The 12,532-nt window shown below is 68.5% G+C and carries 11 protein-coding genes and 2 pseudogenes; 8 read left to right on the plus strand and 5 right to left on the minus strand.

Annotation, left to right across the window (positions count from 1 at the left end; all coding sequences use genetic code 11):
* Positions 1-64 precede the first annotated feature (64 nt).
* Positions 65-1,084 (plus strand): aldo/keto reductase, encoded by a 1,020-nt coding sequence (locus ACFYX0_RS39180; protein WP_388978400.1) that lies wholly within the window; start codon positions 65-67, stop codon positions 1,082-1,084.
* Positions 1,085-1,302: 218 nt separating this feature from the next.
* Here ACFYX0_RS39180 and ACFYX0_RS39185 read toward each other — a convergent pair whose 3' ends face one another.
* The 5 genes and pseudogenes from ACFYX0_RS39185 to ACFYX0_RS39205 form a co-directional block, all read right to left on the minus strand.
* On the minus strand, positions 1,303-1,692 hold the full coding sequence (locus ACFYX0_RS39185; protein ID WP_388978403.1) for a hypothetical protein: 390 nt from the start codon (positions 1,690-1,692) through the stop codon (positions 1,303-1,305).
* A 39-nt stretch (positions 1,693-1,731) separates the two neighbouring features.
* A pseudogene (locus ACFYX0_RS39190) lies at positions 1,732-1,812 on the minus strand (lyase family protein); the annotation flags it as partial.
* Between the two features lie 61 nt (positions 1,813-1,873).
* Positions 1,874-2,785, minus strand: a pseudogene (locus ACFYX0_RS39195) (lyase family protein); the annotation flags it as partial.
* Positions 2,782-4,455, minus strand: a complete 1,674-nt coding sequence (locus ACFYX0_RS39200) for an NAD-dependent malic enzyme (protein ID WP_388978405.1) — start codon at positions 4,453-4,455, stop codon at positions 2,782-2,784. The pseudogene ACFYX0_RS39195 and the gene ACFYX0_RS39200, both read right to left, overlap by 4 nt.
* 863 nt (positions 4,456-5,318) lie before the next feature.
* On the minus strand, positions 5,319-5,903 hold the full coding sequence (locus ACFYX0_RS39205) for a TetR/AcrR family transcriptional regulator (protein WP_388978408.1): 585 nt from the start codon (positions 5,901-5,903) through the stop codon (positions 5,319-5,321).
* Positions 5,904-6,235: 332 nt separating this feature from the next.
* Between ACFYX0_RS39205 and ACFYX0_RS39210 the strand changes: the two genes are divergently transcribed.
* The 7 genes from ACFYX0_RS39210 to ACFYX0_RS39240 all read left to right on the plus strand — a co-directional run.
* Positions 6,236-6,997, plus strand: coding sequence for an SDR family NAD(P)-dependent oxidoreductase (locus ACFYX0_RS39210; protein WP_388978411.1), 762 nt, complete (start codon positions 6,236-6,238; stop codon positions 6,995-6,997).
* Positions 6,998-7,020: 23 nt separating this feature from the next.
* Entirely contained in the window at positions 7,021-7,431 is a 411-nt protein-coding gene (locus tag ACFYX0_RS39215; protein ID WP_388978414.1) for a VOC family protein, read from the plus strand.
* A gap of 245 nt (positions 7,432-7,676) precedes the next feature.
* Complete coding sequence (locus ACFYX0_RS39220) at positions 7,677-8,441, plus strand: SDR family NAD(P)-dependent oxidoreductase (RefSeq protein WP_388978416.1); 765 nt, start codon at positions 7,677-7,679, stop codon at positions 8,439-8,441.
* Between the two features lie 235 nt (positions 8,442-8,676).
* Complete coding sequence (locus ACFYX0_RS39225; protein ID WP_388978419.1) at positions 8,677-8,844, plus strand: hypothetical protein; 168 nt, start codon at positions 8,677-8,679, stop codon at positions 8,842-8,844.
* Positions 8,845-9,461: 617 nt separating this feature from the next.
* A complete protein-coding gene (locus ACFYX0_RS39230) occupies positions 9,462-10,232 on the plus strand; it encodes a hypothetical protein (RefSeq protein ID WP_388978421.1) in 771 nt (256 codons plus the stop codon).
* Positions 10,136-12,019 (plus strand): FUSC family protein, encoded by a 1,884-nt coding sequence (locus ACFYX0_RS39235; protein ID WP_388978424.1) that lies wholly within the window; start codon positions 10,136-10,138, stop codon positions 12,017-12,019. The genes ACFYX0_RS39230 and ACFYX0_RS39235 overlap by 97 nt, the downstream gene beginning before the upstream one ends.
* A 27-nt stretch (positions 12,020-12,046) precedes the next feature.
* Positions 12,047-12,532, plus strand: a 486-nt coding sequence (locus ACFYX0_RS39240) for a hypothetical protein (protein ID WP_388978427.1), incomplete at its 3' end; no start/stop codon positions are given.

The following is a 12,532-nucleotide window of genomic DNA, read 5'->3' on the forward strand; positions in this document are numbered from 1 at the left end:
CACCTCAGCCGACGGCGGTGTTTGTCTGTGAGCACCAGCACCAAGGCACAGGAGGCGATCCGCGATGAAGCGCAGGATTCTCGGCGGGACCGGCATGTCGGTGAGTGAGTACGCACTCGGCGCGATGATGTTCGGAGCGATGGGCAACACCGACCACGGCGAGTGCATCCGCATGATCCACACGGCGCTCGATGCCGGTGTCAACCTCGTCGACACCGCGGATGTCTACTCCGGCGGCGAGTCGGAGGAGATCGTGGGCAAGGCCCTCAAGGGCCGTCGCGAAGAGGTGGTGCTGGCCACCAAGTTCGGGCTCGCGATGGGTGATGACCCCAAGCAGCGCGGCGGCTCGGCCCGCTGGATCCAGCGCGCGGTGGAGGGCAGCCTGCGCCGCCTGGACACCGACCACATCGACCTGTACCAGATGCACCGCCCGGATCCGGACACCGACATCGACGAAACCCTCGCCGTCCTGTCGGACCTGATTCGCGCCGGGAAGGTCCGTGCCATCGGCGGCTCCTTCTTCGCCCCCGAGGAGACCGTGGAGGCCCAGTGGGCGGCCGAGCGTCGCGGCCACCACCGCTTGCGCACCGAGCAGTCCCCGTACTCCATCCTCACCCGCGGCGTGGAGAACCGCGTGCTGCCCACCGCCCAGCGGTACGGCATGGGCGTGCTGACCTTCGGCCCGCTGAACTCCGGCTGGCTCTCCGGCCGCACCGACCCCACCACGGGTCACCGCAACGCCGGGGCCGCCACCTCGAAGATGTTCGACCTGTCCAAGCCCGGCGTAAAGGCCAAGGCCGACGCTGTCCAGAAGCTCACCGCCTTGGCTGCCGAGGCCGGTCTGCCGCTCGCACACCTCGCCATCGCCTTCGTCCGCTCCCACCCGGCCGTCACCGCGGTACTGATCGGCCCCCGCCGCCCCGAGCAGCTGGCCGATCTTCTCTCCGGCGCCGACGTGGAACTGAGTGACGACATCCTCGACCGCATCGACGCGATCGTGCCACCCGGCGTCGACGTCAACCCGGACGACTTCTTCATCGACCCCACCCCGCCCATCACCGACAAGCGCCTGCGCCGCCGCTGACGCATGGGACTCGGCACGGCGATGCCGTCCACCTCCTCGGACGGATCGCTCAGGCCGGCGAGATCGCCGACGCCGTGGCCCGCCTTCGCTCGGACGAGTCAAGCTGCGTCACCGGCATCGCTCTGTCGGTCGTCGGCTGCTACAGCGTCCCGTAACGGATGACCGCCTGCGCGGGCGGCACACGTCGGCAGCCTCCGTTCGGGGCTCTGGCAGCTGTCCTATGTCTGGCCGACCATGGCGGCGGGTCGGACGATGCGGTCGAAGTCCTCGGCGCTGATGTAACCGGAGGCCAGAGCCGCCTCGCGCAGGGTGGTGTCCTCGTCGTTGGCCCTGTGCGCGATCGCGGAGGCCTTGTCGTAGCCGATCACCGGCGAGAGCGCGGTGACCAGCATGAGGGACCGGTCGACGTAGTCGTCGATCTGGTCCCGGTTGAGCTCGATGCCCTCGATGCAGTATTCGCGCATCTTGGTACAGGCGTCGGCGAGGATGGTCGCCGCGTGCAGAAAGTTGTTGATGATGACCGGGCGCATGGCATTGAGCTCGAAGTTGCCCTGCGTGCCCGCGAAGGCGATCGCCTCGCCCTCGGACAACACCTGGATGCAGACCATGACCATCGCCTCGCACTGGGTCGGATTGACCTTGCCGGGCATGATCGAGGAGCCGGGCTCGTTCGCCGGGAGGATGATCTCGTCGAGACCGCAGCGGGGTCCCGAGGCCAGCCAGCGGATGTTCGTTGGCGATCTTCATCAGCGGCACGGCCAGGGCCCGCAGCCCGGCGGATGCGCCGACCACGGCGTCCAGGCCGCCCTGGGCGGCGAACTTGTTCTGCGCGGTGGTGAACGGGTGGCCGGTCGCGGCGGCGATCTCGGCGGCGACCTGCTCGCCGAATCCCGGTGGGGCGTTGAGCCCGGTGCCGACCGCGGTGCCGCCCATGGCCAGTTCGTACAGGCCCTCGGCGGACCGTGCGACCCGGTCGATGCCCTGTTGCAGCTGGTGGGCGTAGCCGGACCATTCCTGCCCCACGGTCAGCGGGACGGCGTCCTCCAGGTGGGTGCGGCCGATCTTCACCACGTCCTGCCACTGGCGCGCCTTGGCCTCGATGGCCTGCTGCAGCGCGCGTACGCCGGGCAGCAGATGCTCGTGGATCTCCTTGACCGCGGCGATGTGCATGGCGGTGGGGAAGGTGTCGTTGGAGGACTGCCCCATGTTGACGTGGTCGTTGGGATGGATCGGAGACTTGCTGCCCAGTTTCCCGCCGACCAGTTGAATGGCACGGTTGCTGATCACCTCGTTGGTGTTCATGTTGGACTGCGTGCCCGACCCCGTCTGCCACACGTACAGCGGGAAGTGATCGTCCAGTTTCCCCGCGATGACCTCGTCGGCCACCCGCTGGATCAGGTCGGCCTTCCAGGCCGGCAGCCGCCCGGCGCGCCCGTTGACGAGGGCGGCGGCCTTCTTGACGTAGCCGTAGGCGTGGTAGACCGCTTTGGGCATCCGGTCGTCCCCGATGGAGAAATGGATCAGGGACCGTTGTGTCTGGGCGCCCCAGTAGCGGTCCGCGGGGACGTCGATGGCGCCCATGGAGTCGGTTTCCCGCCGGGTGCCGGTCGCGTGCAGACCGACGGGGATGTCGAGGACCTTCGGGGCTTCGTCCTGACCGGCCCGTCCGGCCCGGTCGGCCGCAGAGTGTTCCGTGTTCATGCCGCGGCTCCGTCGGTGTAGACCGGCTGCCACATGGCCTCCCGGACAGCCTCTGAGACGTCGGTCGGCTTGCTCGTGGCCACGCCGTCGTCGAGTGCCGCCTTGACCACCGCGGTCGCAGTGACCGCCGAGGACTCCCGAAGGTTTTCCACGGGCGGCAGCAGCGAGGCGCCCGGCCCCGACGGGTCGACCTGGTCCGCGACAGCCTGCGCCGCCGCGAGCAGCATGCCGGCGGTCACCTGGGACGCCCCGGAGACGATGGTGCCCAGACCCAATCCCGGGTACAGCAGCGCGTTGTTGGCCTGCCCGATCTGGTAGGTCACGCCGTCGTATTCCACGGGTGGGACGGGGATACCGGTCGCCACCAGCGCCTTTCCCCCGGACCAGGCGATGACGTCGGCGGGCATGGCCTCGATCCGGGAGGTGGGATTGGAGATCGGGAAGACGATCGGCCGCTCGGTACCCTCGGCCATGGCCTCGACGACCTCGCGTGTGAAGGCGCCGTGCGCGGTGGAAGTGCCCAGCAGGATCGTGGGTTCGACCTGACGCACCGTTTCCAGCAGCGAGATCGCGCCGTCGTCCCTCGCCCAGTCCGCGACCTCGGCCGGATCGCGCGCGTAGGGCTGCTGGAAGTCACGCAGGCCGTCCATGTCGCGGGTGAGCAGGCCCTGCTTGTCGATCAGCCACACCTGTGCGGCGGCCTGATCCGGATCCGCGCCGTCGCGAATCATCGCGTCGCGCAACTGGTCGGCGATGCCCACCCCGGCGGTCCCGGCGCCGAAGACGACCAGCTTCTGCTCCCGCATCCGCACACCGCTGACCTTGACGGCGGACAGGGCGGCGGCCAGTGTGATGGCTCCGGTGCCCTGCATGTCGTCGTTGAAGATCCGGTAGCGGCCGCCGTACTGCTCCAGGATCCGCCGTGCGTTGCTGGGGCCGAAGTCCTCGAAGTGCAGCAGCGCGTCGGGGAACGTGGACGACGCCGTCTCCAGGTATTTCTCGATGAACGCGTCGTAATCGGCGCCACGAACGCGGGGGTGCCGGTTGCCCAGGTACAGCGGATCGTCCAACAGCGACCTGCGGTCCGTGCCCACGTCCAGCGACACGGGAACGACGCGGCGCGGGTCGATGCCGGCGGCCGCCGTGTAGACCGCGAGCTTGCCGACCGAGATCTGGATCCCTCCCACACCCCAGTCACCGATGCCCAGGATCTCCTCCGCGTCCGTGCACACGATCAGGTCGACGTCCTCGGGCCCGAGCTGGAGCGTGGCGAAGGCCTTCTCCATGTCGTCGGGCCGGTCGATGGACAGGAAGATGCCGCGCGGGCGCCGGTACTCGTGGGAGTACCTCTCGATCGCCTCGCCGACCGTGGGGTCGTAGACGATCGGCAGCATCTCGGTGAGGTGCTCCGTGAGCACCTTGAAGTACAGGGTCTCGTTTCGGTCGTGCAGTTGTTCCAGGTAGACGTTCTTGGCCAGGTCGCTGCCCTGAGCCTGCACCTGCTGGTACGCCCGCCGAGCCTGCTGCTCGAGTCCGAGCACTCCGGAGGGCAGGCGCCCGGTGAGGCCGAGGGCCTCCCGTTCCTCCTGCGTGAAGGCCACACCGCGGTTGCGCAGCGGATCCACCAGGACGCCGGGGGTAGCCGGGGTCCGTGTGCGGCTCTCGGTCATGAGAATCTCCCTCTGTGCTGATGCCGAGTCCGTTCTGACCGGGGTGACTGCGCGGACACACTCGATGCCACGGCCACCGGCTGGCCGAAGGGGAGCCGGGGACGCGGACGTGCGATGCCAGTCACGCATGCAGCAGGTGCGGCCATCGCCGCGAAAGTCAGGCGAGAGCGCGCCTCGATCGGAACCAGCGGAGGCCTGAGTGGCTCCGGGGCCGGCGGAATATGGAGGTCTGAGGCTGGCACCCCAACGCGGGCGGCGCTGGCACCTGCGCCGCCCGACGGGCCCGCCCACCCACATTCCGATGGACACCTCGTCGGTGCCAGGGTCTGAGTCCAGGCTAACTACCGGCCCACGGGCTGCGCGACCTCACTCGTCGACGCGACGGATGACCAGCACGGCTATGTCGTCGAGGTGATCCGCCGGACCGCGGCGCCAAGGGTGCGGTCAATACGGCTGGCGCCGAGGACCTGCCCCTCGCACGGGTCAACGTCAGTACGGTCGCGGGGGCCGGTTTTGACGGGCGGCGGTCGTGCGAATGGAGGCGCTGAGTGCCCCGTGCCTGCGGCGGCGCCGGCGTAGTGCCCTCGAGCGTCATCGATCGACTGTTGCACGCCTTCCTTTCGCAGTGATTTCCCGTGCGCGAAGGGCAGCCGTCGGATGCCCGGAGCAGGGCCGACCACAGCGGTCGAAGGCGCGAATGGGGCGAGAGGCGATACCGCGGTTCGATGTGACGGCAAAGACACCACTGTCATGGATGACCTTCGCTGTGACCGACGGTGGTCGTGCTGCCAGTCGGCTCCCCAGGTTCACACGGCGTGGAACGCACCCCTCGACCGCTGCCTATTCGCGGCCAGCCAATCGTGTTAGTTCGTCACGATGCCGTGCAGGAGCAGGTCGATGAGCCTGGTGGCCAGGTCACGCTGCTCCTCACTGGAGGCCATGAGGCTGATCCCGCCCAGGGCCATCAGTACATCCGGGGCACTGACGCCCGGCCGCGCCGAGGACTCGGCTTGTGCGGCGGCGAGGAGGTGGGCGATGGCGTCCGCGAGCAGGCCCCGGGTGTGCAGACGCTCACTCTCGTCGGTCAGCACCACGGCCAGCGCGTCGGCCATGCCCTGCTTGGCGGCCATGAAGTCGATGAAAAGCTCCATCCAGGTCCGCAGTGCCTCCACCGGTGGCTGCGTGGCGGTCAGGTGTGGTGCCACCTCGCACAGGCGCTGCACTTCCTGCCGATAGACCGCCTCGATCAGCAGTTCCTTCGACGGGAACCGGCGGTAGAGCGTACCGACGCCGACACCGGCCACGCGAGCGATGTCCTTGACCGAGGCGCCGGCCCCTTCGCGGGTGAAAGCGGCCGCTGCCGCCTCCAGCAGCCGGTCCTCATTGCGCTGCGCGTCCGCGCGCAACCGCCTGCGGGGCCGCACCGTGTCCCCCTCGTGGCCAGTCACCTTCGGCTCCCTTCCTGCCACACTTGCAACCGGAACGTGTTCCGCTTATGGTTCAACCGGAACCAGTTCCGGATGTGAGAGTACCGGGTCCGGGGCTTCTTCGCGAGCGCCGGATTCAGGGCGTGCGTCGGTGAACGTCACGTACCACCGGCCCCTCGTCTCCGCCCGAGCCGAAGCAACCATCACCAGGTCGCTGGCGACATCCGTCGGCAGGACTGGCATGACGTGATCGACGTCACCGATAAGACCACCCGCCGGCATCGCTCACCAGCCCGGCAGCACAGAAGAGCTACGTCGTCCGAACAGGACCAGGCAGGAAAAGGCAAGACAACATGGACCAGTTCTTGGAAGGCACCACGGCGCTGGTGACAGGCGGCGGCACGGGCATCGGCCGGGCTTCGGCACTCGCTCTGGCCGCGGCCGGTTGCACCGTGACCGTCGCGGGGCGCACGGTGGCCACCCTGGAAGAGACCGTTCAGTTGATCACCAACGCCGGTGGCGCCGCCCGCCACGTGGAGTGCGACGTCAGCGACGAGCAGTCGGTCATGCATGCCGTCCAGGTGGCCGTCGGAGACGCCGGGCGACTGGATTTCGGCGTGAACAGCGCCGGGATCAGTGGCGGAGATGATCTGCGGAAGACGGCTGACTACTCCGTCGAGACCTTCGACCGCATGATCGCCACCGATCTGCGGGGGACGTTCCTGTCGATGAAGTACCAGCTGCGTCAGATGCAGGCTCAGGGCTTCGGCTCAATCGTCAATATCGGTTCCGGGGCGAGCGTGGTGGGAGTGGCGGGCTTCGCCGGATACACCGCCGCCAAGCACGGCGTCATCGGGTTGACCCGGACGGCCGCGCTCGACTACGGGCCGGACGGCATCCGCGTCAACGCCCTCGTCGTCGGCCTGGTCAACACGCCGCTGATCGCCGAAGGACGTTCACCGGAGGTGACGGCGGCCCGGGTGGCAGCCCACCCGATCGGCAGGATCGCCGAACCCGAGGAGATCGCCGATGCCGTCCTGTGGCTGTGCTCCGACCGGTCCAGCTTCGTCACCGGCGCGGCCCTCCCGGTCGACGGCGGATACACGGCCCGCTGACCGGAAAGGCGGCACAACAAGTCATGTCCACGGTCTCCTTTGACCACATCGGGTTGTCGGTCGCCGACCTCGACCGGCAACGCCGCTTCTACGCTGAGGCGTTCGGCTTCCACGACGGGTACCAGGCCGAGATTCCCGAGGCCGGTATCCGGATCGCGCTCCTCAGCGGCCCCGGCGGCGCCGCGATCGAACTGACTGAGCGCGCCGGCTCGGCACCGCAGCACTTCGCCGATCCCGTCGAGGGCGCAGGCGTCCAGGGCTACTTCCACTGGGCCCTGACCGTGGACGACCTGGAGGCGGCCATTTCCACCGCAGTCGCCTGCGGCGCCCGCACCGTCGCCCCGCCGGCACCGGCCCGGCGGCCCGGCATCCGCTTCGCCTACCTCGCCGACCCCGAGGGCAACCTCATCGAACTGCTGCAACACAGCCACTGAACTGGCACCATCCACAAGCCCTCGCCCGCACATCGGCGGCCGCAATGGACCACGGGCAGCCTCTTGCGCGCCCAGGCCGCCCCGCACGGGCCGAGATCGACGGGTCGGAGCGGCGGCACTTTCCACCGCATCGGTACGGCGGCAACGCGGGCCCTCGTTGGGCCCTGCTCAAACGTCCGTCGGCCGCGGCCCGCTAAAACCTGCGGCCTGCCAGGCCGTGATCACCACACATGGAGGAAGACATCATGACCGGACGACTGCAGAACACGGTGGCGCTGGTGACCGGCGCCAGCAGCGGCATCGGCGAGTCCACCGCGCGGAGCCTCGCCGCTGAGGGCGCGGCGGTCGCCGTCCTCGGACGGCGGCGCGAGAGGCTGGAGGAGCTCGCGGACAAGGTCCGCGCCGATGGCGGGACCGCGTTCGTGGTCACGGCGGACATCACCGACCAGCAGCAGGCCGCAGCGGCCGTTGAGGCTGTGGTGGCCGAGTTCGGGCGCCTGGACACGGTCGTCAACAACGCCGGCACCATGGGCGTCGGTCAGGCTGTGGACTCCCCGCTCGAGGAGTGGGAGCGCATGCTGGAGATCAATGTCCAGGGCCTGCTGTATGTCACCCATGCTGCGCTGCCGCACCTCCTGCGCGCCGCGGAGGACTCCCCGCGGCGGGTGGCGGACCTGGTCAACATCAGTTCCACCGCGGGCCGGGTGGCCCGGCCCGGGACGGCTGTCTACAACCTGACGAAGTTCGGCGTCAACGGATTCACCGAGGCGCTGCGGCAGGAGGTCATGCAAAAGCGCGTGCGGGTGAGCGTGGTCGAGCCCGGCACCGTGGACACGGAGCTCAGCTCGCACCTGCGCGACGGTGTGCGGCAGGCGATCGAGAAGCAGGTCGAGGGCATGGAGCTGCTGCGCCCCGAGGACATCGCCGACGCGGTTTCCTACATCGTCACCCGGGACCGCCGGGTCGCCGTCAACGAGATCCTCGTCCGCGCCGGCGAACAGACCTGGTAACAAACCGCGGACGACCTGCTGGAAGGGCGCTTCCTCGCGTAACACCACTGCGCAGACCCCAGTCGGCGCCGCCGCAGGGACCCGTGGCATACCCACCGTGCCCTGGCCGCGCAGCTGACGCGGTACCAGATTAGATTGATGTCGGTGACTCCCAGTCGACTATACGCAGAATGTGATGGGGTCATGGGCTCGGCACTGCCGGCACTCGACCAACGCGGGCACCGGTGCGAGCTTCATGAGCACCAACCGTGCCGCGCTCCTTGAAATGGGCCGTCGATCCGATCTGGGCGGGCTCGGTTGCAAGGATCTGCTTCTCTCACTGCAGGCGGCTCACAGCCGGGAGGTTCGCCTGCCGGTCACCGCTCCCGCCACGCAGTTCCTCGCCGAATACCACCAGATCTAGTGCCGAGCAGGCGAGGGGGATTCTCATCCCTTGACCCTCAGATCGGGACGTGACGATCTCTCGTCATACGGCTCTGGTCGTTCTTTGGTCATCAGACACGGGGGACGTAGGTAGTCCAGGCCCAAGGCGCGAAGAACTTCGGCCGTCTCGCGACATCCTGCAGTCCGGGCCTTCCTACGTCTCCGCACCCGTTTGCACTTCTTGCGCATCCATCGCGCCAGACAGGAGTTGAGGCGTTGCCCAGGAGGGGATACAGCGCAGACCTGTGGAAGCCCCTGGTTGAGCCGGGCCCGGGGGCGGTGCCCGAGGCGTTTCGGAGGCCCGACGACCACTTCCAGATCTGTCGGCCGGCGCTCGCTCTGTCTTTTGTTGCTCCACCACAAGGAGAGCACTACCGCGATGCCTGACTCTCAGTCTCGTCGACGGCGGAATCCAGCACGCGCCGTCACGCTGGTCCATGACGCTATTCGCACGCTGGTACAAGCGCTTGCAACGGAGGGCAGTTGAGCACGTCAGCAACGGACACCCCCGAGGCCGACGCGACGTTGGACGTCGCAGGTTCCTCTCCGGGCGACGTCCCCCACCGGGTCGGCGGGCCGAGACGCTGGTGGGACTGGGTGCTCGCCACGGACCCCGGGCTCTACCAGCTCCAAGCCGGCTGGCGCATGCTGGTGTCCCTCTCGGTCGCCCTGACGACGGGCTACGAGCTGTCCCACCCGCTGGACATACCCGTGTTCTTGGGCATGCTGCTGGGCGGCCTCATGGGACAGCTCAGCTGGTCCCTGATTGCTGAGAAGACCCCGCTGCGCGTGGCCCGCGCCATCATGTGGATTCCGCTGCCGTTCTCCGCGATACTGCCGCTTGCCTTGTGGCTGCATCCCCACCGGATACTCAGCATGTGCCTGATGGGGCTGCTGGCGGCGATGATCTTCGTGCTGGCACGCTTCGGCCCAATCTGGCTGATCGTCGGCACCATGATGTTCACCGCCAGCATGTTCGGCCTGGTGGCGCCGATCCCGTTGGCCTTGTTCGGGCGGATCTTCATGCTCAGCGTCGCCACGGCGGCGGCCGTGCTGGTCGCCTGGCTCGTGCTGTGCCATCCCATGCCGCGCGAGGAATTGCTGCGCACCCAGCGCGCCTTCTTGGTCGAGGCGCGGCGAATCGCCGAAGCCGCCTCAATCGCCTTGGCCGCGAACGCCGACCGGGCCAGGGCGATCAGGCGCATGCGGCGCGCGATGCGGCGGCTGAACATGACGACGCTGACCATCGACGGCACCTCGCCCAACCCGCGGTGGCGGCCGATCCGCACACGGCTGAACTCCTGCACCAGTACCTGTTCGACGCTGAACTCGCCCTGCAGGGCATCGGGCAGGCGGTGCAGCAGATGACCAGCCGCCACGTACCCGCCCGGCTGCGCGAGGCGATGGTTGTCGGGCTGATCACCGCCCGGGACACGCACCTGGGCCGGGTTGGCGCGCTGCGCCCGGCCGCCGAGCTGATCCGGCGGCAAGCCGATGCCGGCCAGGAAGGCATGAGCACCGAGGAGGCCGAGGTCCGCGCGCTGGCCCACCGGGCCGGTGATCTGCTGGATGCCTTCGCCGACGCCCTCGCATGCTGGCTGAGCCTGGGAGGGAACTCGCCCACGTCGCGCCCCAAGGCGCCGTTCCAGGGGACCGTGGTGCTGATGCAAAACCGCCCGGCTGGAGCTGCCCTGGTCGCACAACGTGCGGGCATGGCCCAAGGCACCAGTGGTTGGCGGCGTGCTGTGCCCTATCTGCGCACACCGCTGCAGGCCGCGGTCGCCCTCGCCATCGTCTGCCCGATCGCCGACGCGATCGACGGGGCCCACTTCTACTGGGGTGTCGTCGGGGCGCTGCTCTCCTTGTTCGGTGTCAGCACCACGCCGGACCGGCTGCGCAAACTCGTGCACCGACTGCTCGGAACGGCCATCGGGGCGGTGCTCGGGATCGGCGAGCTCCATCTGATCGGCCCGGGCCACATCTACGAGGCCGTCGCGTTCATCGTGGTCGCTCTCTCCCTGGGTGCGTGGGGAATGCAGCGCCAATACGCCTACTTCGTCACCGGGCTCGTCGCCGCGCTGACCCAGTTGTACGGCCTGACCACGCCGTACCACGGCATGGACTGGCTGTTGACGAAGCGGCTGATCGACAACGGCCTGGGTATGGTCATCGCCACGGCGTGTGCAGCCGTCATCTTCCCCGTGTCGATTCGCAAGGTTTCTCGCGAGGCCAAGCGTGGTTACCTGTCCGCACTGGAGCAGCTCATCGCTCAGGTGGCCGACCGCTGGCGGGACCCCGAGGCACCGATCCGGCTGCGCGGCGCGGCCCGCGGCGTGGATGCCGCCCTCTTCCAGATGCGAAGCGTGCTACAGCCGGTGGTCCCCTTGCCGCTGGGTGTCCGCGGGCGCAGCAGTGAGAACATCCTCGCCCTGCTCGGCACGGCGACCCAGCACGCACACGCGCTGGCCGCCGCCGCCGACATGGACATCGACCTCGCCACCCCGCTGCGCACCCGCGTGGAGCGGATCATCGAGGTCTTCACCGTTTCCCTGCACGAACTGCGGGAGCAGATCTCGACGGGGCAGCAGGGCGGTACGTGGACCCGGGTCAGTCCCATGATCCGCGAAATGGAGTCCCTGCTGAAGCCATCCATCGGCCCGAGAGCCGAGCAGCTCCGTGTCGCCCTGCGGGAACTGTCCGCGCTGGATGAGGTGATGGCGAACCTGGCGGACACCGTCGGCCTGAACGTGATCATCACGCCGCGGTCGGCGGCGACTGCCGGCATCACCGCCGCCACCGACTCGGGCACGGTCTACATCGCGCCCCGGGTGACTGCCCGGGCCCACGGCCGCCATCGAGCCGCCCCCTCGCCGGGCCCATCGCGGGACGCCGACACGGTTACTGTCAGCGGCACGTTGCGTTGCCCGCTGCACTCTGGCGGCTGTGAGGCGTGGATCACCGTGGTGACCGGCCAGGGCAAGCGCTGGACGAAGGTCAGGACGGTGAACGGTCAATACCAGATCACCGGACTTCCTCAGGGGACGTACACCCTGATTGCCTCCTCCTCACAGCACGCACCGCATGCCGAATTCCTGCTCGTGGATCGGGTCGGCCGACCACTCAGACACGACATCGCATTCGACCCCGCCCGCTGATCGACGTTACGCAAGACAGGAGCCGAAGTGAGTGCGACGAATGTATTCGCCTACACGCTGGAGACCTTGGCGCTGATCACTGCCATCGCCGTCGGCGTGAGCGTCATCATGAGACGCCCTACCAGGGCGCGACCGGGTCGGCTGGGCAGGCCCAGCGGGAGCGCTCTGGGCTGGCGATGGGTCCTGCGCCGTGAGCGCCGCCGGGCCCGCGAGCGTGAGCTTCGGCTGCTGTCCGACGCCCAGGCACAGATCATCACCACCTGGCTGGCAGGCGAGAACCCGCGCCACTCCATTGAGGTGCGGGACATCCTCCACACGCTGGGGAACGCCGCTTATGACGCCGACTTGATCGGCGCCTGGGACAAGTTGACGCGTCCCTACGTCTTCGAGAACCGAGGTGGCCAGTATCGGTTCCGCCGACTCTGCTGCGCAATTCGCTGCGGGAAGTGGCGTGTTGACGAGATGATCGTTTCCGTGGTCGCTTTCCTGTCGTGCGACTGCAGGGGAGATGAT

This window comes from Streptomyces sp. NPDC002573 (assembly GCF_042889625.1).
GTDB lineage: Bacteria > Actinomycetota > Actinomycetes > Streptomycetales > Streptomycetaceae > Streptomyces > Streptomyces gibsoniae.

Excerpts from the sequence above, each read along its gene's own strand:
- ACFYX0_RS39180 (WP_388978400.1), top strand. The coding sequence starts at position 65 with ATGAAGCGCAGGATTCTCGGCGGGACCGGCATGTCGGTGAGTGAGTAC.
- ACFYX0_RS39185 (WP_388978403.1), bottom strand. The coding sequence starts at position 1,692 with ATGGTCTGCATCCAGGTGTTGTCCGAGGGCGAGGCGATCGCCTTCGCG.
- ACFYX0_RS39200 (WP_388978405.1), bottom strand. The coding sequence starts at position 4,455 with ATGACCGAGAGCCGCACACGGACCCCGGCTACCCCCGGCGTCCTGGTG.
- ACFYX0_RS39210 (WP_388978411.1), top strand. The coding sequence starts at position 6,236 with ATGGACCAGTTCTTGGAAGGCACCACGGCGCTGGTGACAGGCGGCGGC.
- ACFYX0_RS39215 (WP_388978414.1), top strand. The coding sequence starts at position 7,021 with ATGTCCACGGTCTCCTTTGACCACATCGGGTTGTCGGTCGCCGACCTC.
- ACFYX0_RS39220 (WP_388978416.1), top strand. The coding sequence starts at position 7,677 with ATGACCGGACGACTGCAGAACACGGTGGCGCTGGTGACCGGCGCCAGC.
- ACFYX0_RS39225 (WP_388978419.1), top strand. The coding sequence starts at position 8,677 with ATGAGCACCAACCGTGCCGCGCTCCTTGAAATGGGCCGTCGATCCGAT.